The sequence below is a fragment of the Streptomyces spinoverrucosus genome, assembly GCF_006539505.1.
Taxonomy (GTDB): domain Bacteria; phylum Actinomycetota; class Actinomycetes; order Streptomycetales; family Streptomycetaceae; genus Streptomyces; species Streptomyces spinoverrucosus.
This window is the reverse complement of sequence record NZ_BJND01000003.1, coordinates 83,550-100,054: the sequence shown is the minus strand read 5'-3', so window position 1 is coordinate 100,054 and position 16,505 is coordinate 83,550. Positions and strand designations below refer to the sequence as shown.

The window sequence follows — 16,505 nt, the reverse complement described above, 5'->3', positions numbered from 1 at the left end:
CCAGAAAGGTGGCCGGAAGCAACCGCCCGCCCTTCCTCCGGTCCCCGAACCCGCCCCTTACCGATCAGTCACACGTAAGGTCGGGAGCGGGACGGACGCCCGGAGAGGGAAGGGGTCAGCACCATGGCGCAGGAAGTACGCGGCGTGATCGCACCGGGGAAGGACGAGCCGGTGCGGGTCGAGACGATCGTCGTGCCGGACCCGGGGCCGGGCGAGGCCGTGGTGCGGGTGCAGGCCTGCGGGGTCTGCCACACCGATCTGCACTACAAGCAGGGCGGCATCACGGACGAGTTCCCCTTCCTGCTCGGCCACGAGGCCGCCGGGGTCGTCGAGACGGTCGGCGACGGTGTCACCGACGTGGCGCCCGGAGACTTCGTGATCCTCAACTGGCGTGCGGTGTGCGGCCGTTGCCGGGCCTGTCTGCGCGGTCGGCCGTGGTACTGCTTCGACACCCACAACGCCGAGCAGAAGATGACCCTCGCCAACACCGGCCAGGAGCTCTCCCCGGCGCTCGGCATCGGCGCGTTCGCCGAGAAGACGCTGGTCGCGGCCGGTCAGTGCACCAAGGTCGACCCGGCCGTCTCCCCGGCGGTCGCCGGACTGCTGGGCTGCGGTGTGATGGCCGGCATCGGCGCCGCCATCAACACCGGCAACGTCGGCCGCGGCGACACCGTCGCCGTCATCGGCTGCGGCGGCGTCGGCGACGCGGCCATCGCCGGGTCGCACCTGGCCGGAGCGGCGCGGATCATCGCGGTCGACATCGACGACCGCAAGCTGGAGACCGCCCGCACGATGGGCGCCACCCACACCGTCAACTCGACCAAGGCCGACCCGGTCGAGGCGATCCGCGACCTGACCGGCGGTTTCGGCGCCGACGTCGTCATCGAGGCGGTCGGCCGCCCGGAGACGTACCAGCAGGCCTTCTACGCCCGGGACCTGGCCGGCACGGTCGTCCTGGTCGGCGTACCCACCCCGGAGATGAAGCTCGAACTCCCGCTCCTCGACGTCTTCGGACGCGGCGGTGCGCTGAAATCCTCCTGGTACGGCGACTGCCTGCCGTCCCGCGACTTCCCCATGCTGATCGACCTGCACCTGCAGGGGCGCCTGAACCTGGACGCCTTCGTGACCGAGACGATCCGGATCGACGAGGTGGAGAAGGCGTTCGAGCGGATGCACCACGGTGACGTACTGCGCTCGGTGGTGGTGCTGTGATGACCGCCCGCATCGAACGCCTCGTCACCGCCGGGCAGTTCACGCTCGACGGCGGCAGCTGGGACGTCGAGAACAACGTGTGGCTCGTCGGCGACGACCACGAGGTCGTCGTCATCGACGCCGCCCACGACGTCGACGCGATCGTGAAGGCGGTCGGCGGCCGCCGGCTGACGGCCATCGTGTGCACCCACGCCCACAACGACCACATCAACGCCGCGCCCGCGCTCGCCGAGCGCACCGGAGCCCTGATCTGGCTGCACCACGACGACCTGGCTCTGTGGAAGCAGACCCACCCCGACCGCGACCCGGACGCCGGGCTGCTCGACGGCCAGGTCATCGAGGCGGCGGGCGCCGACCTGCGGGTGCTGCACACGCCGGGCCACGCCCCCGGCGCGGTCTGCCTCCACGATCCGGGCCTCGGTGTGGTCTTCACCGGGGACACCCTCTTCCAGGGCGGCCCCGGCGCGACCGGCCGCTCGTACTCCCACTTCCCGACGATCATCGACTCGATCCGCGAACGGCTCCTCACCCTCCCGCCGGAGACGAAGGTCCTCACCGGCCATGGCGACTCGACGACCATCGGTGCCGAGGCCCCGCACCTGGAGGAGTGGATCGCACGGGGTCACTGAATCCCGGCGGAGTGACCCGCCGGGAAAGGTGACAGAAGATGTCCGGCTTTCGCGTCAGGCTCCTCCCCGGGAACAGCCACACGGGAGGTCGGACATGTCACAGCCGCTGCAGGGCAAGATCGCGCTGGTCGCCGGAGCGACCCGCGGAGCGGGCCGCGGGATCGCCGTGGAACTCGGCGCGGCCGGCGCCACCGTCTACGTCACCGGCCGCAGCACCCGCGCCCGCCGCTCCGAGTACGACCGCCCCGAGACCATCGAGGACACCGCCGACCTGGTCACCGAGGCCGGCGGCCACGGCATCGCCGTACCCACCGACCACCTCGACCCGGCGCAGGTCCGCACCCTCGTCGAGCGCATCGACGGGGAACAGGGCCGCCTCGACATCCTGGCCAACGACATCTGGGGCGGCGAGAAGCTCTTCGAATGGGACACCACCGTCTGGGAGCACAACCTCGACAACGGCCTACGGCTGCTCCGCCTCGCCGTCGAGACCCACGCCATCACCAGCCACCACGCCCTGCCCCTCCTGCTGCGCCGCCCCGGCGGCCTGGTCGTGGAGATGACCGACGGCACGGCCGACTACAACCGCGACAACTACCGGGTGAACTTCTTCTACGACCTGGCCAAGGCGTCCGTCCTGCGCATGGCCTTCTCCCTGGGGCACGAACTGGGCCCGCGCGGCGCCACCGCCGTGGCCCTCACACCGGGCTGGCTGCGCTCGGAGATGATGCTCGAACACTACGGCGTCCGCGAGGACAACTGGCGTGACGCCCTCGACAAGGTCCCGCACTTCGCCATCTCGGAGACCCCGCGCTACGTCGGCCGCGCCGTCGCGGCCCTCGCCGCCGACCCCGAGGTGTCCCGTTTCAACGGCCACTCCCTCTCCAGCGGCGCCCTCGCCCAGGAGTACGGCTTCACCGACCTCGACGGCAGCCGGCCGGACGCCTGGCGTTATCTTGTCGAGGTCCAGGACGCGGGCAAACCGGCGGACACGACCGGGTACCGGTGATCCCGCTGGACCCGAATGTCACCGTTTCGTCGCGATCGACCCGCCCGTACAACCCATTCCGCCCGGAACCGGTCTAGCTGGCAGAGACCGCGCGACCGACGCGCAATCCATGCGAGAGAGACAAGGCCACCCATGGGGGAGACACGCAGACGGGCGACCGTCGTTCTGGGGACCACCGCACTTGTGGCGCCGCTCACACTCGCGCTGGGCGCCGGCCCGGCGCAGGCGGCGAGCTGCACCACACAGACCGGGCCGTACCAGAAGCAGGTGGAGAAGTTCCTGGGCCGCCCCGTCGACGGCAAGCAGTCCGCCGCCGACTGCAAGGCGATCCAGGCGTTCCAGACCAAGCACGGCATCAAGCCGAACATCGGCTACGCGGGTCCCGTCACCTGGGGTGTGATGGACCTCATGAACAAGCAGAAGGCCGTTGGGAAGAACCCGAACAAGGCCGGGAAGTGCCCGGTCAAAAAGGGCCGCATCGCCTGTGTGAACCTCACGCTCCAGCTGAGCTGGATCCAGGACGGCAAGAAGCTCGTCTACGGCCCCGTCCCGGTCCGCACCGGACGCAACGGCTACGAGACCCGCACCGGCCTGAAGAAGATCTACTGGCGCAACATCGACCACGTGTCGACCATCTACGACGTGCCGATGCCCTACGCCCAGTTCTTCGACGGCGGTCAGGCCTTCCATTCCGTCGGCGTCAGCATGTGGAACCCGCCCGGCTCGCACGGCTGCGTCAACATGACCAAGACCGCCGCCAAGAAGTACTGGTCGCTGCTGAAGAACGGCGACGACGTCTACGTGTACGGGCGCAAGCCGGGCACCTGACGGGACCCGGCCCGCGCGGAGGTGTCAGGCCTCGGGCGCGTCGCCGAAGTCCGGGATCTCCAGTCGTACACCACCCTGCCGCGCGGACTCGTGCGCGATGATGCCCGGCAGGGTGTAGCGGGCCGCCACCCAGGCGTTCACGGACGGCAGCGAGCGCGTGTTCACCGCCGTCACGAAGTCGTCCACCAGGAAGTGGTGGCTGCCCTCGTGGCCGTTGTGCAGGTGGTCGAACGTGCGCGGCAGCCGCGACCGGTCGTGCACCGGCGCCGACCCCGAGGTGAACGCCGCCCGCAGATCCGGCGCGATGTGCTGCAGCGACGGGTCGTCGGGGGACATCGTCGGCTTGGGCTCCAGCAGTTCGGAAATATCCGTGACGCCCGTCTTGTCCTGCCACAGCGCCACCGTGGCGAGCTGCTCCATGCTCGCCTCCGTACCGAAGAAGCGGAAGCGCGACTCCCGGATGTGGGACGGGTAGCCGACCCGCCGGAACTCGTTGGTACGGAACGAGCCACCGCCCGCCACCTCGAACAGCGCGGTCGCGTTCGAGACGTCGTTGTCGAACTGGCTCACCGACCGGTCGAACACGCCGTCGCCCCGCTCGTCCACCACCCCGATCGCCGACACGCTCACCGCGTGCGTCTGCCAGGCGCCCAGCACCCCGCCCACCGCGTGCGTCGGGTACAGCAGCGGCGGATAGCTCGCGGTCGCCTTCCAGTTCTCCCCGCCGCTGTACTGGTACGCCTCGTAGAACCCCAGATCCATGTCGTGGACGTAGTCGCCCTCGGCGTAGAAGATCCGCCCGAAGGCGCCCTTGGCGATCTGGTTGCGGGCGTGCACCGTCGCCGGGTTGTACTGGCTGGTCTCGCCCATCATGTACGTCAGCCCGGTCGCCTTGACCGCGTCGATGATCGCCGCTATCTCCTCCGTGGTGATCGCCATGGGGACCGCGGAGTAGACGTGCTTCCCGGCGTTCAGCCCCTGGAGCACCAGCGGGCCGTGCGTCCAGCGCTGCGTGAAGATCGCGACCGCGTCGACCGCCGTCGACTCCAGCATGGCCTCGTACGTCGGGAAGGTGCCGCTCAGGCCCTCCGCGGCGGCCAGCTGCTCGGCCCGCTGCGGAAGCAGGTCGGTGACGTAGACGTCGCTGACGCCGGGATGGGCGAGGAACAGTTTCGCGAACTGCCCGGAGAACTGCCCGGCGCCGACGATGCCGAGGGAGAACGTCATGGGATGGGTGCCTTTCACTGGCCGAGGATGAGATTGATCTGGCTGTTGGTCTGGTTCAGGCCGCTCACCGGGGCGTCGTTGGCGTAGATGTCCTGCATGGCAGGGCGCATCAGCGCGAGCACGTCCGCGGCGTAGTCGGTGATGGGGAAGGAGAAGGTCGTGAACCTCTCCTTGTCCGTGACCGGTTCGGTGAACGCCGTCACATCGATGCCCTTCTTCCGGTACGCGGCGACGGCCGCCTCCGTACCGTCCGGTGTCGCGGGGAAGACGATCCCGTAGCGGCCGACGATCCGCTGGCAGGCGTCGGAGGCCAGATACCGGACCCATTTCTTCGCGCCCGTCTTGTTGCGGGCGTTCTTGCTGACCGAGTCGGCGAGGCCGTTCATCATGGTCGCCCGCTTGCCGGTCGGGCCCTGCGGAGTGACGGCCGTGCCGACCTCAAGGCCCTTGGCGCCGTAGTACGTGGAGATCATCCAGGCGCCGTCGAAGGCGGCCGCCGCCTTGCCGGAGGCGACCTGCGCGTTGGCCGGGTTGCCGTTGTTGCTGTAGTCCGCGAACGGCGCGAGATAGCCCTTCTTCGCCAGACCGAAGTACCAGTCGACGACCGACTGGAAGGTCTCGCTGTCGTACTGGTACTTCGTTCCCCAACGCTGCTCGTCCGTGTAGCTCCACCCGGCCGACGCGGTGAACGGGCTCCACTGCGTCTGCCCGTCGCCGTCGCCCGCGCCGCCGGTGGCCAGCCCGTACACCTTGACGTTGTTCTTGTCGAAGCCGGGTTCGTCACCCCGCTTGCCGTTCTTGTCGACGGTGAGGCGGGCGACGGCCTTCTCGAAGGTGCCGCCGTCCTGCGGGTTCCAGGACAGGTCGTTCAGCTCCTCGGCGGTGAGGCCGGCGTCGTCGGCCATCTTCTTGTTGTAGAAGAAGGCGACCGTGTCCCAGTCCTTCGGGGCACCGTAGCGGTGGCCGTCCTGGCCGACCCAGTTGGCGGCGAGGCCCGGCTGGTAGTCCGACTCCTCGATGCCCAGGTCGTCGAGCGGTTCGAGGACGTCCAGGTCGGCGAACTGGCCGAACTTCTGGATGTGGTCGGTGAACACGTCCGGCTCGGTGCCCGCGATGAAGCTCGCGGTGAGCTTGGTCCAGTAGTCGTCCCAGCCCATCTGGGTGATCTCGACGTTCAGACCGGGGTTGCGCCGCTCGAAGTCCTTGGCGCAGGCCTCGTAGGCGGGCAGCTGGTTGGCGTCCCACAGCCAGTACGTCACCGTGTTCCCCGACGACCCGGCAGAGCCGCCCTGGGCGCACCCGGTCACCAGGGACAGCGCCACGGCTGAGGCCAGCGACGCGAAGACCGTACGAATGCGCATGGCAGTTCCCTCACTTGATCCCGGTGAAGCCGATGGAGCCGACGATGCGCCGGGCGAACAGCCCGAACAGCACCAGCATCGGCAGCGCCGCGATCAGCGTCGCCGCCATCAGCCCCGACCAGTCGGTGCCGGTCTGCGGCGTCTGCGCGCGGAAGACGGCCAGCGCGACCGACAGCACCCGCGAGCTGTCGCTGTAGGACACCATCAGCGGCCAGAAGTAGTCGTTCCAGGACGTGATGTACGTCAGCACCGCCAGCGTCAGGACCGGCGTCGACGCCATCGGCAGCAGCACCCGGAAGAAGACCCGCACCTTCCCGGCACCGTCGAGCAGGGCGGCCTCCTCGACCTCGCGAGGGATGTTCATGAAGAACTGGCGCAGGAAGAACACTGCGAACGGCGTCATGAACATCGTCGGCAGCGCGATCCCCAACAGCGTGTCCACCAGGCCGAGTTCCTTGATGAGCACGAAGTTCGGCAGCAGAGTGAAGATCGTCGGCACCATCAGCCCGGCCAGGAACAGCCCGAACACCTTGTCCCGGCCCCGCCAGCGCAGCCGGGAGAAGGCGTACGCGGCCATCGCCGAGAAGAAGATCTGGCAGGCGGTGATCAGTGTGGAGACCAGCACCGAGTTGAGCAGATAGCGCCAGAACGCCAGCCCGGCGCCCGAACCGCCCTGCGCGATCGCCTCCTCCGTCGACTGCAGGCCCAGCGCCCGCTCGAAACCGCCGGTGGTGAAGTCGACCGGCAGCAGGTCGGCGGGCTGCGCGGCAAGCCCGGTGTTGGTGGACAGCGCGGTGCGCAGGATCCAGTAGAACGGCAGCAGGGTGACGAGCACGATCGCGGCCATCACCGCCCAGGCCACGGCACGCCCGAGGGGAGGCCTGCGCCTTGTGCGCCGTACGGTCGTCACGGTCGTCGTCGCGACAGCAGCCATGTCGGTTCTCCCTTCCGTCAGCCGAGGTCGGTCCGGCCGGCCCGGGTGAGCCGGTACTGCAGGACGGTGATGGCGGTCAGGACGATCAGCAGGGCCACGGACATCGCGGAGGCGTAGCCGAACTGGAAGCGGCCGAAGGCGGAGCCGTAGATGTAGTACTGGAGCACATTGGTGGCGTTCGCCGGGCCGCCCATGGTCGTCACCGCGACGGTGTCGAACACCTGGAACGAGCCGATCACCGTCATGATCAGTACGACGGCCAGCACCGGCCGCAGCAGCGGCAGCGTGATCCGCCAGAACATCCGCCACTCGCCCGCGCCGTCCACCTTCGCGGCCTCGTACAGGTGCTGGGGGATGGCCTGGAGACCGGCGAACAGCAGCAGCGCGGTGTAGCCGACGTGCCGCCAGACGTTGATCAGCGCGATCGTCGGGATCGACCAGGTCTCGTCGGCCAGGAACGGGATACGGTCGGCGCCGAGCGCCGTGACGATCTCGTTGCCCACGCCCAACTGGGTGTCCAGGATCCAGAGCCAGACGATGCCCGCGACGACGTTCGACATCAGATACGGCGTGAGCACGATCCCGCGCAGCACCGCCGACTGGGTCAGCCGCTGCAACAGCACGGCGATCGCCAGCGCCGCGACGGTCTGCACCCCGATGTTGATCACCACGTACGCGACGGTGACCTGCAAGGAGTCCCAGAAGATGGGGTCGTTGACCATCCGGACGTAGTTGTCGAGGCCGACCCACTCCGCCGGGGTCAGCAGATTGAAGCGGGTGAAGCTCAGATACACGCCTCGCAGCGTGGGCCACAGCAGGAAGACCAGGAAGCCCAGCAGGGCGGGCGCGAGGAACACGGCCGCGAGACGCCCGTCACCCCGGGATGTCGGCGGACTGCTGGAGGCGATGGACATGGGCAGGCTCCCTCGGCTGTGGCGGCTCGTCCTGGGTGCCACTTACTTTTGAGCCGGAATAATCTCGGCGTCAAGAGGCGCGCGGACATCTTCTGAAGGCTGGCCCCTCGGCCCTACTGTGGGATCATTAGTTGTGGCGCGAAAGAAAAAACTCGTGGGAGTCTGATCTCCATGACCGCAGGTTCCGACAACTGGCTGCCGCTGAGTCCGGGTGAACGCTCGGTGGCGATCGAGGTACTCGTCAACGGACCGCTCTCCCGCGCGGAGCTCGCCCGGCGGCTGAACCTGTCCGCGGGCAGCCTCACCCGGCTGACCAAACCGCTGATCGAGTCCGGCCTGCTGGTCGAGGCCCCCGACGGTGGCGCCCCGGGGGAGGCCCGGCAGGGACGGCCCTCACAGCCGCTGGACGTCGTCGCCGAGTCCCGCTTCTTTCTCGGCTTCAAGGTCACCGAGGACATGGTCTACGGCGTCGTCACCACCCTCAGAAGCGAGATCGTCGCCCGCCACGACCGCCCCCTCACCACGCACGACCCCGGCGAAGTCGCCGACCTGCTCGCGGAGATGGCCGACGAACTGGCCCGCAGCCACCCCGGGCTCGCCGGGATCGGCATCGGCGTGGGCGGATTCGTGCAGGACCGGGCCGTCGTGGGCGAGTCACCGTTCCTGAACTGGCGTGACATCCCTCTCGCCGCGCTCGTCGAGGAGCGCACCGGGCTGCCCGTGGTCGTCGAGAACGACGTGGCCGCCCTCGTCGAGGCCGAGACGTGGTTCGGCGCCGGGCGTGGCCTCGACCGGTTCGTCGTGCTCACCATCGGCGCCGGTATCGGCTACGGGCTGGTGCTGGGCGGCAAGCGGGTGCCGTCCGAGGGGGAGGACCGGGCCTTCGGGCGGCGCTGGATCCTCGACCCCAACGGTCCGCTCACCCCCGACGGCGACCGCGGCAGCGCCGTCTCGCTGCTGGCCATCCCCAGCATCCGCTACCAGATCCGGGCCGCCACCGGAGGCGACCACACCTACGAGGAGATCCTCGCCCTCGCCGCCGCCGGGGAGCCCATGCCCGCCCGCGTCGTCGACGAAGCCGCCCGAGCCCTGGGTGTCCTCGTCGCCCACATCGCCAACTTCGCGATGCCGCAGAAGATCCTGCTCGCCGGAGAGGGGGTCGGGCTGATGGACGTGGCGAGGAACACGGTGCAGGAGACCATCCGTGCCCGTCGGCATCCGCTGGCCACCCCGGTCGACCTGGAGACCAGGAAGTCCGACTTTCACGACTGGGCCCGCGGTGCCGCTGTGCTGGCGATTCAGGTGCTCGTGCTGGGTGCGGCGGATGCCTGAACTGCCCGGCCGGTTCAGGGAAATGGACGTGATCAGCAACACGGCCCGATATGTCCGTTTAGCTCACGATTACTCACATCGCCTTCACCTCGGGCGCCGTATGCTTCACAGCATGTCCACCAGTGTTGAAGCCGCCATCGAGCGATCGGCTGCGGAGGTCAACGAGGAGATCCGGGCGCTGTGGCGCCGGTCGGGCGGGACACTGAGCACCGAGCAGCGCGAGGAGTATCAGCGCCTCGTCATGGAGTGGGCCGCCGCGACGCCGCAATCGGCGCGGGCCGCCTGACCGCTCCCGACGGCCCGGTGCCCCCTCGGGCCCCCGGATCTCTCCGTCAGCCCCACGTCGCCGAGTAGTACCGCTGGTAGGCCTTGCGGTCCTGTTCCGTACGGATCCACCGCGTGGCCACCAGCGCGATCAGACTGCCCCCGATGACCAGCAGGCCGGGCCCGACGTTCTTCGGGTCCGCCAGCCGGGCCAGCAGCTCCCTGCCCGCCTCACCCGAGATCGGCGTCGACGCTCCCGGCGCCGCCGCCTGAGGGGGCGCGACCGCGCTCTGGGTGCCCGACGCGGACGGCGCCGGAGCGGCCGACGTGATCAGCTGCACACCGAGCGCGGACAGCGCCTGGGTCACGGGCTGGAAGAAGGTCGTCCCGCCCGCCTGGCAGTCCCCGCTGCCTCCGGAGGTCACGCCGAGCGCGATGCCCTCCGAGAACAACGGGCCGCCGCTGTCCCCGGGTTCGGCGCACACGTTGGTCTCGATGAGACCGGAGACCGTGCCCTCGGGGTAGTTCACCGTGGCGTTGAGCGCGGTCACCTCCCCGTCCCGCAACCCGCTGCTGCTGCCGCTGCGGAACACCCGCTGCCCGACGGACGCCTGACCCACACCTGTGATCCGCACCCCTTGCCCGTTGCCGATGGCCACCACGTCCGCCCCGTCGCCCGCCCGGCCCCCGGTGTACTCCACGAGGGAGTAGTCGTTGCCCGGGAAGCTGCCGGTCACCGTCCGGCCCACCGGCTGGTTGCCCCGGTTGTCCGCGAACCAGACCGAACCGTTGGGTCCGCAGTGCCCGGCGGTGAGGATGAAGTCGGTCTCCCCGTTGGTGACGTTGAAGCCCGCCGAGCAGCGCCCGGCCGTGGACAGGATGGGCAGGGCGCCGTTGATGCGGGTGGTGAAGGTGCCCTCGGTGCGCTCCATGCGGACGAAGCCGCCGATGCCGTCCGCGAGGTCGGTCAGCTCGGACCAGTCGCCGGCGGAGACGGTGCTGTCGCCTCGTACCACCACCTCGTTCGACCGGTAGTCCACCACCCACGCCGTGCCCGTCACCGTCGGCGCCGAACGCAGCGTTTCCGTGGCCGACTTCAGCTCGCGCATGCTGTGCCGCACCAGCTTGGGTGTCGCGCCCGCCTCGCGGACCTCGGCGGCCGCCTTGTCGTCGGTGACCGCGACGACCGGCCGCCCCTTGTCGTCGATCCAGCTGCCCGCCGTACGGGAGGCGCCGAGCCGCTCGACGAGGTCGGCGCCGGTGTCCTCGGCGAGCACTCTGGGGGACGCGACAGGAGGTTCGCTCGCGACTGCCTGCGTGACCATGGCCGCCCCGAGGACGATCCCGCCGACTGACGCCAGCCGTGTCACTCGCCGGACGATCCGTCGTCGTGCGTGCCTCATGCATGGCTCCCGAACCCCGAACACGCGGCGCGCCTACGCCGCGGGGCGCCCGGGTCGTCGAGCGCCCCCTCTCCATACGTGCCGGGGTCCCGCAGCGTTCACCCCGAGGGCCGGTCTGACAAATCTCCGTCGTCCCAAGTGCGGTCCCCGAAGCGGCGATGGGGGCGCCCCCGCGGAGCCCGTTCGAGCGTGCGCTCGCAAGGCACCGGGGCGCCCTACGAGCGTGCGTGCCAGGAGTCGCGGGGGAGGCGGGGATTGGTCAGGCAGGCCCGAGGGGCGATCGGCTCAGTTCTTCCGGGCCACCCCGGCGAACATGGCGACCTCCTCCGGCTCCGCCTCGTTGGTGTGCTCCGGCCGCCAGCGTGAGCACGAGACGACACCCGGCTCCAGCAGCTCCAGACCGTCGAAGAAGCGCGTCATGGCCTCGGGGGTGCGCTGGGTCAGCTTCGGAGTGCCGTGCTCGTTCCAGAACTTCACCGCCTCGTCCACGTCCGGCATCGCCGGCGAGGTGATGGTGTGCGACAGCACCAGGTGGCTGCCGGACGGCAGCGCGTCCATCAGCCGGCGGACCACGCCGTACGGGTTCTCGTCGTCGCCGAGGAAGATGACGACGCCGAGCAGCATCAGCGCCACGGGCTGCGTGAAGTCCAGGGTCTTCGCGGCGTGTCCGAGGATCGCGTCGACGTTGCGCAGGTCCTCGTCGAGATAGTCGGTGCGGCCCTCGGGCGTACTGGTGAGCAGCGCGCGGGCGTGGGCGAGGACGAGCGGGTCGTTGTCGACGTACACGATCCGGGCGTCGGGGGCGAGCCGCTGGGCGACCTCGTGGGTGTTGTCGGCGGTGGGCAGGCCGGTGCCGACGTCCAGGAACTGGCGGATGCCGACGTCGGAGACCAGGTGCTGCACGGCGCGGCCCAGGAACAGGCGGTCCGCGCGCGCGTACTCGCCGATGCCCGGGTGCAGTTGGCGGATCTGGTCACCGGCCGCCCGGTCGACCTCGTAGTTGTCCTTGCCGCCGAGCCAGTAGTTCCAGATCCGGGCCGTGTGCGGCTGGGACGTGTTGATGCGCTCGCGCAGCGACTGGGCCATGCCGTCCGCGGCTGGCGGGTTCTCGGTCACGGGATCAGCTCCTGGGGATGCCTGGTGCCGGGGCGTGAAGACGCCTCGTGCGGTGTCAAGACGCAATCTAGACCGATGAATTGATCTTTGCCGGGGCTTGTGCGTTTTCGGTGGGCGGTCCGAGCCGTGCCGCCTATCGTGTGCCCATGACCAGCATCACGCACGGAACGTCCGGTGAACCGAACCCCCTGCGCGCACTGGACCTCGACCAGCTCCGGCGCCGTACGAGCATGAAGTGGCGCACCTACCCCGACGACGTGCTGCCGCTGTGGGTGGCCGAGATGGACGTGCCGCTCGCCGAACCCGTCGTCCGCGCGCTCACCGACGCGCTCGCGCTCGGCGACACTGGCTACCCGGCGGGGACCGCCTACGCCGAGGCGCTGGCCGACTTCGCGGAGAAGCGGTGGGGCTGGACCGGGCTCGACGTGGCGCGCACCGCGATCGTGCCCGACGTGATGCTCGGCGTGGTCGAGATGCTCAAGCTGGTGACCGGGCCGGGGGACGCGGTGGTGGTCAACCCGCCCGTCTATCCACCGTTCTTCCAGTTCGTCGCGCACATGGACCGGCGGGTGGTCGAGGCCCCGCTGGGCGCTGACCTGCGCGTCGACTTCGGCGTCCTGGAGGAAACCTTCCGGCAGGCCGTGGCGGGCGGGCGCCGGGCGGCGTTCCTGCTGTGCAGCCCGCACAACCCGACCGGGACCGTGCACACCACCGAGGAGCTGGCCGCCGTCGCCCGCCTCGCCGAGGAGTACGGCGTGCGCGTCGTCGCCGACGAGATCCACGCCCCGCTGGTCGTCGGCGACGCGGACTTCGTGCCGTATCTCAGCGTGCCGGGCGGCGGGAGGGGCCTGTCGCTGATGTCGGCGTCCAAGGCCTTCAACCTCGCCGGTCTCAAGGCGGCCCTGGCCATCGCAGGCCCCGAGTCCGCCGCCGACCTCGCCCTGATGCCCGGGGAGGTCAGCCACGGCCCCAGCCACCTCGGCATCATCGCCCACACCGCTGCCCTGCGCGACGGCACCGCCTGGCTGGACGCCCTGCTGGCCGGCCTCGACGAGAACCGGCGCCTGCTCGCCGAGCTACTGGCCGAGCACCTGCCCGCCATCGCCTACCAACCCGGCGACGCCACCTACCTCGCCTGGCTCGACTGCCGCCCGCTCGGCCTGGGCGACGACCCGGCCGACGTCTTGCTGCACCGGGGCAGGGTGGCACTCAACTCAGGTCTGCCCTTCGGGACGGGCGGCGCCGGGCACGTACGGCTGAACCTGGCCACATCGCCGGAGATCATCACGGAAGCGGTACGGCGGATGGCCGCCGCGCTGGACTGAGGTGCGGGCCGCCTACACTCCCGCCATGGACGCCACGTCACCGGCCCGGCTCGGCGCCGGCAAGTACCTGCTGATCACCAGCTACCGCAAGGACGGCACCCCGGTCCCGACGCCCGTCTGGGTGGTCGCCGACGGTGACGCGCTCGGGGTCTGGACGGTCGCCGACTCCTGGAAGGTCAAGCGGATCCGGCGCCGCTCCGACGTCCTCGTCGGCCCCTGCGACCTGCGCGGCAACCCGACCGGCGAGCAGGTCCCGGCCACCGCCGAGATCACCGACGCGGCGACGACGGCCCGCTATCGGCAGCTCATCGCGCGCAAGTACGGCATCTCGGGCCGCCTCGTGCTGCTCGGCAGCCGACTGCGACGCGGCCCGGAGGGCACGGTCGGGATCCGGGTGACGCTGAAGGGCTGAGGGGACGCCCCTCGACTCGGGAACGCCCGTCAACTCGCCCGAGCGCGAGCCCCGTCAGCTCCAGGCCCGATACGGCTCGTCGACCAGCTGGAACACGGGCTCGCCCCGCACCGGGTCCTTGGCGGTGGACAGCCGCACCCGGTCGCCGCTGTGGATGCCGACCGGCGGGCCCATCACCCGGCCCCGCACCACGAACCCCTCGGCCATCTCGACCAGGGACACATTGCGTGCGGCGGGCGTGTTGCGGTGCACCACCGTCGTGTGGCGGACCGTACCGGTTCCCTCGCTGCGTTCCGTCCGCAGGTCGCTGCCCTGGCAGACCGGGCACAGCAGCCGGTGGTACATGGCGGTGCCGCACCAGGTGCAGCGCTGGAAGAGCATGGCCTCCTGGTCGGGGGCCCGATGGTCGAGGACGCCCGCGGCGGAGCCGGATGCCTGCTGAGCGACGCTTCCTGAGTGGTGGTACACGCTGGTCAACTCCCTGCGCTCGGCCGGAAAACCCGCGTGCGCGACACCGCGCGCACGTCTGTGCGCGGCTCACCGTGCCACCGTGCACGGCCCCAGCGTATGGCACTGAGTGCCACGCGTAAAGGCACTCCGTACCCCAGAATCCCGAGGAGTCAGTCCCGGCCGAGCGTGGTCTCGATCTCCTGCACCACCCGCCACAGGGGAGCCCCGCGCCGCGAGACGACGACCACCACGTCCTCCGGCCGCTCGTCCACCGGGGGAGTGGGCCCGCCCGCGAAGGTGGCCTGCACCAGGCCCAGGGCGTGGTCCACCGCCGCGGTCGCGTCGCCCTTGCCGTCCGAACGCAGCCAGGACCGCAGCGCGTTGTTGTGCGCCGCGACGACGGCGGCCGCGATCACGTCCGCCCGCAGGGTGCCGTCGCGCCGGCCCGCGAAGCGCCCCCGCAGATACTCGGCGAGGGCACGCTCGTAGCGCCACACCACCGACAGCTCGTACGCGCGCAGCCCCGGGACTTTCCTGGTGAGCCGGTAACGCTGCACGGAGAAGGCCGGGTTCTCCGCGTACATCCGCAGCACCAGCCGGGCCGCGTCGCAGACCCGTTCGACCGGCTCGTCGTCCTCGCCGCCGGTCGACAGGAAGGCGGTCATGTCGGCCAGGCAGCGCTCGTGGTCGGGGAAGACCACGTCCTCCTTGGACGGGAAGTAGCGGAAGAACGATCGCCGTCCGACGCCCGCGAGGGCCACGATGTCGTCGACGGTGGTCTGTTCGTAGCCCCGCTCCAGAAACAGCTGGAACGCCGCCGCGACCAGGGCCTCCCGCATGGGCGGTTTCGCGCTCATGGGACGGAACGTAGCACCTGAACAGGTCTGATGGCACTCAGTGCAGCGCAGGCGGGGAACCGAGTGCCCTGCGTGCGACCGCCCTATGCCTCCCCGTCGCCGTCGGACTCCGCCAGCCGGGCCACCGCCGCGGCCACCTCACGCTGTACCGAGTCGGGCAGCGGTTCTCCCTGTACGGCGGTCACCAGGTCCTGGGCGAGACGATGGAGCTTGGTGTTGGTGTGCTGCGACACCATCACCAGCACGTGCCACGCGTCCTGCGGGCTCAGCCCGAACGTGGCCATCAGGACCCCGCGGGCCAGATCGATGGTCGGCCGGGTCTGCATGGCCCGGCGCAACTGCACGACCTCCACCCCGAGTTGGTGGTCGGTGCCGTCGTCGGTTTCGGCGGTGAAGAGCGACAGGGTGCCCGTGAGGGTGAGGAGCCGTTCGGTCGCGGGACTGGGGGACTGGATCGTCACCGTCCTGCTCTCTGCCAGGGCCTGTTCGCGGACGGCGAGCAGGACGTTCAGGGCCGAGCAGTCGCAGAAGGTGACGCCTCGCATGTCGAGGTCGATGCCCTCGGCCGCGGACTTCAGCACCCGGCGCAGGGCGGCCCCCAGCTCGTCGGCCGCCTGCAGGTCCAACTCGCCGCGCACCACCACGATGGAGCGGCCGCCGTCGGGCTGTGTGGCGATCGTCAGCGGCTGTGGCCGCACGGCCGCGGGGGTAGCGGGCTGCGTGGAGTACGCAGGCTCCGGCATGGCCGACACTCCTTCGAATCTCCTGCCTGCCGTCCCCACCAGAGTCGACCTCATGTCGGTATACGTCAAGGGATACATGAAATCCGGTTCGCGTTTTTGAATGCGGGAACCGTCGCTCCTATGATGGGGGCCATGGGTGGAGTGCCTGAGCCGCATACCGGATGGACTTTCCTGACCAACCACGCCAGGGTGCTGGCCGCCATCGCCGATGATCGCAACGCCCGCGTACGCGATATCGCGGCGCACTGCCGGCTCACCGAGCGAGCCGTGCAGAAGATCATCGTCGATCTGGAGCAGGCCGGTTACCTCTCCCACCGGCGTGAGGGGCGGGGCAACATGTACCGCATCGAGCCCACCAAGGTGCTGCGGCACCCGGCCGAGGCGGGGCTGACCGTGGCGGCCCTGCTCTCCCTGCTCGCCCGGGACGAGGCGCACCGCGGCCGGGAGTCCGCGGACAGCGGGGCGTCGGTCGGCGAAAGCTGAGACCCG

At 70.1% G+C, this 16,505-nt stretch carries 18 protein-coding genes; 9 read left to right on the top strand and 9 right to left on the bottom strand.

From position 1 onward, the window contains the following. Nucleotides 1-123 precede the first annotated feature (123 nt). From SSP24_RS00985 to SSP24_RS00970, 4 genes are all read left to right on the top strand, one after another. A complete protein-coding gene (locus tag SSP24_RS00985; protein ID WP_141306609.1) occupies nt 124-1,212 on the top strand; it encodes an S-(hydroxymethyl)mycothiol dehydrogenase in 1,089 nt (362 codons plus the stop codon). Then, the gene (locus SSP24_RS00980; RefSeq protein WP_141306608.1) at nt 1,212-1,841 is read left to right on the top strand and encodes an MBL fold metallo-hydrolase; all 630 of its coding nucleotides are present in this window, start codon (nt 1,212-1,214) and stop codon (nt 1,839-1,841) included. Before SSP24_RS00985 ends, SSP24_RS00980 begins: the two co-directional genes overlap by 1 nt. Before the next feature lie 94 nt (nt 1,842-1,935). After that, nucleotides 1,936-2,850, top strand: coding sequence for an SDR family oxidoreductase (locus tag SSP24_RS00975; protein WP_141306607.1), 915 nt, complete (start codon nt 1,936-1,938; stop codon nt 2,848-2,850). Nucleotides 2,851-2,982: 132 nt separating this feature from the next. Then, nucleotides 2,983-3,678, top strand: coding sequence for a L,D-transpeptidase family protein (locus SSP24_RS00970; RefSeq protein ID WP_141306606.1), 696 nt, complete (start codon nt 2,983-2,985; stop codon nt 3,676-3,678). A gap of 24 nt (nt 3,679-3,702) precedes the next feature. On the opposite strand, the gene SSP24_RS00965 is transcribed toward SSP24_RS00970, so the two are convergent. The 4 genes from SSP24_RS00965 to SSP24_RS00950 are packed head-to-tail and all read right to left on the bottom strand — an operon-like array spanning nt 3,703 to nt 8,114. Beyond that, on the bottom strand, nt 3,703-4,905 hold the full coding sequence (locus SSP24_RS00965) for a Gfo/Idh/MocA family protein (RefSeq protein WP_141306748.1): 1,203 nt from the start codon (nt 4,903-4,905) through the stop codon (nt 3,703-3,705). A gap of 14 nt (nt 4,906-4,919) precedes the next feature. Next, nucleotides 4,920-6,266 (bottom strand): ABC transporter substrate-binding protein, encoded by a 1,347-nt coding sequence (locus tag SSP24_RS00960; RefSeq protein ID WP_141306605.1) that lies wholly within the window; start codon nt 6,264-6,266, stop codon nt 4,920-4,922. A 10-nt stretch (nt 6,267-6,276) separates the two neighbouring features. Next, nucleotides 6,277-7,200, bottom strand: a complete 924-nt coding sequence (locus tag SSP24_RS00955; RefSeq protein ID WP_141306604.1) for a carbohydrate ABC transporter permease — start codon at nt 7,198-7,200, stop codon at nt 6,277-6,279. Nucleotides 7,201-7,217: 17 nt separating this feature from the next. Then, a complete protein-coding gene (locus SSP24_RS00950) occupies nt 7,218-8,114 on the bottom strand; it encodes a carbohydrate ABC transporter permease (protein ID WP_141306603.1) in 897 nt (298 codons plus the stop codon). 171 nt (nt 8,115-8,285) lie between these two features. Here SSP24_RS00950 and SSP24_RS00945 point away from each other — a divergent pair, with 171 nt between their 5' ends. Then, nucleotides 8,286-9,446 (top strand): ROK family transcriptional regulator, encoded by a 1,161-nt coding sequence (locus tag SSP24_RS00945; RefSeq protein ID WP_141306602.1) that lies wholly within the window; start codon nt 8,286-8,288, stop codon nt 9,444-9,446. Between the two features lie 100 nt (nt 9,447-9,546). Further along, nucleotides 9,547-9,732, top strand: coding sequence for a hypothetical protein (locus SSP24_RS00940; RefSeq protein ID WP_141306746.1), 186 nt, complete (start codon nt 9,547-9,549; stop codon nt 9,730-9,732). A gap of 46 nt (nt 9,733-9,778) precedes the next feature. Here the strand turns inward: SSP24_RS00940 and SSP24_RS00935 are convergent, their stop codons facing one another. Together SSP24_RS00935 and SSP24_RS00930 are read right to left on the bottom strand one after the other, a co-directional pair. Beyond that, nucleotides 9,779-11,113: a S1 family peptidase gene (locus tag SSP24_RS00935; protein ID WP_141306601.1), complete on the bottom strand. Its 1,335-nt coding sequence runs from the start codon at nt 11,111-11,113 to the stop codon at nt 9,779-9,781. A 285-nt stretch (nt 11,114-11,398) separates the two neighbouring features. Next, the gene (locus SSP24_RS00930) at nt 11,399-12,229 is read right to left on the bottom strand and encodes an SAM-dependent methyltransferase (RefSeq protein WP_141306600.1); all 831 of its coding nucleotides are present in this window, start codon (nt 12,227-12,229) and stop codon (nt 11,399-11,401) included. A gap of 146 nt (nt 12,230-12,375) precedes the next feature. Between SSP24_RS00930 and SSP24_RS00925 the strand changes: the two genes are divergently transcribed. Both SSP24_RS00925 and SSP24_RS00920 read left to right on the top strand, forming a co-directional pair. Continuing rightward, nucleotides 12,376-13,554 (top strand): MalY/PatB family protein, encoded by a 1,179-nt coding sequence (locus SSP24_RS00925; protein WP_141306599.1) that lies wholly within the window; start codon nt 12,376-12,378, stop codon nt 13,552-13,554. 25 nt (nt 13,555-13,579) lie between these two features. Then, nucleotides 13,580-13,966, top strand: a complete 387-nt coding sequence (locus tag SSP24_RS00920; protein ID WP_141306598.1) for a PPOX class F420-dependent oxidoreductase — start codon at nt 13,580-13,582, stop codon at nt 13,964-13,966. A 54-nt stretch (nt 13,967-14,020) separates the two neighbouring features. On the opposite strand, the gene SSP24_RS00915 is transcribed toward SSP24_RS00920, so the two are convergent. The 3 genes from SSP24_RS00915 to SSP24_RS00905 form a co-directional block, all read right to left on the bottom strand. Continuing rightward, complete coding sequence (locus SSP24_RS00915; RefSeq protein ID WP_141306597.1) at nt 14,021-14,434, bottom strand: Zn-ribbon domain-containing OB-fold protein; 414 nt, start codon at nt 14,432-14,434, stop codon at nt 14,021-14,023. A gap of 152 nt (nt 14,435-14,586) precedes the next feature. After that, nucleotides 14,587-15,255 (bottom strand): TetR family transcriptional regulator, encoded by a 669-nt coding sequence (locus SSP24_RS00910; protein WP_141306744.1) that lies wholly within the window; start codon nt 15,253-15,255, stop codon nt 14,587-14,589. A 101-nt stretch (nt 15,256-15,356) separates the two neighbouring features. Beyond that, nucleotides 15,357-16,016 carry an anti-sigma factor antagonist gene (locus SSP24_RS00905; protein ID WP_141306596.1) on the bottom strand — a complete coding sequence of 220 codons (660 nt, stop codon included), beginning with the start codon at nt 16,014-16,016 and terminating at the stop codon, nt 15,357-15,359. 132 nt (nt 16,017-16,148) lie between these two features. Here SSP24_RS00905 and SSP24_RS00900 point away from each other — a divergent pair, with 132 nt between their 5' ends. Next, nucleotides 16,149-16,499, top strand: a complete 351-nt coding sequence (locus tag SSP24_RS00900; RefSeq protein WP_141306595.1) for a helix-turn-helix domain-containing protein — start codon at nt 16,149-16,151, stop codon at nt 16,497-16,499. Nucleotides 16,500-16,505 lie beyond the last annotated feature (6 nt).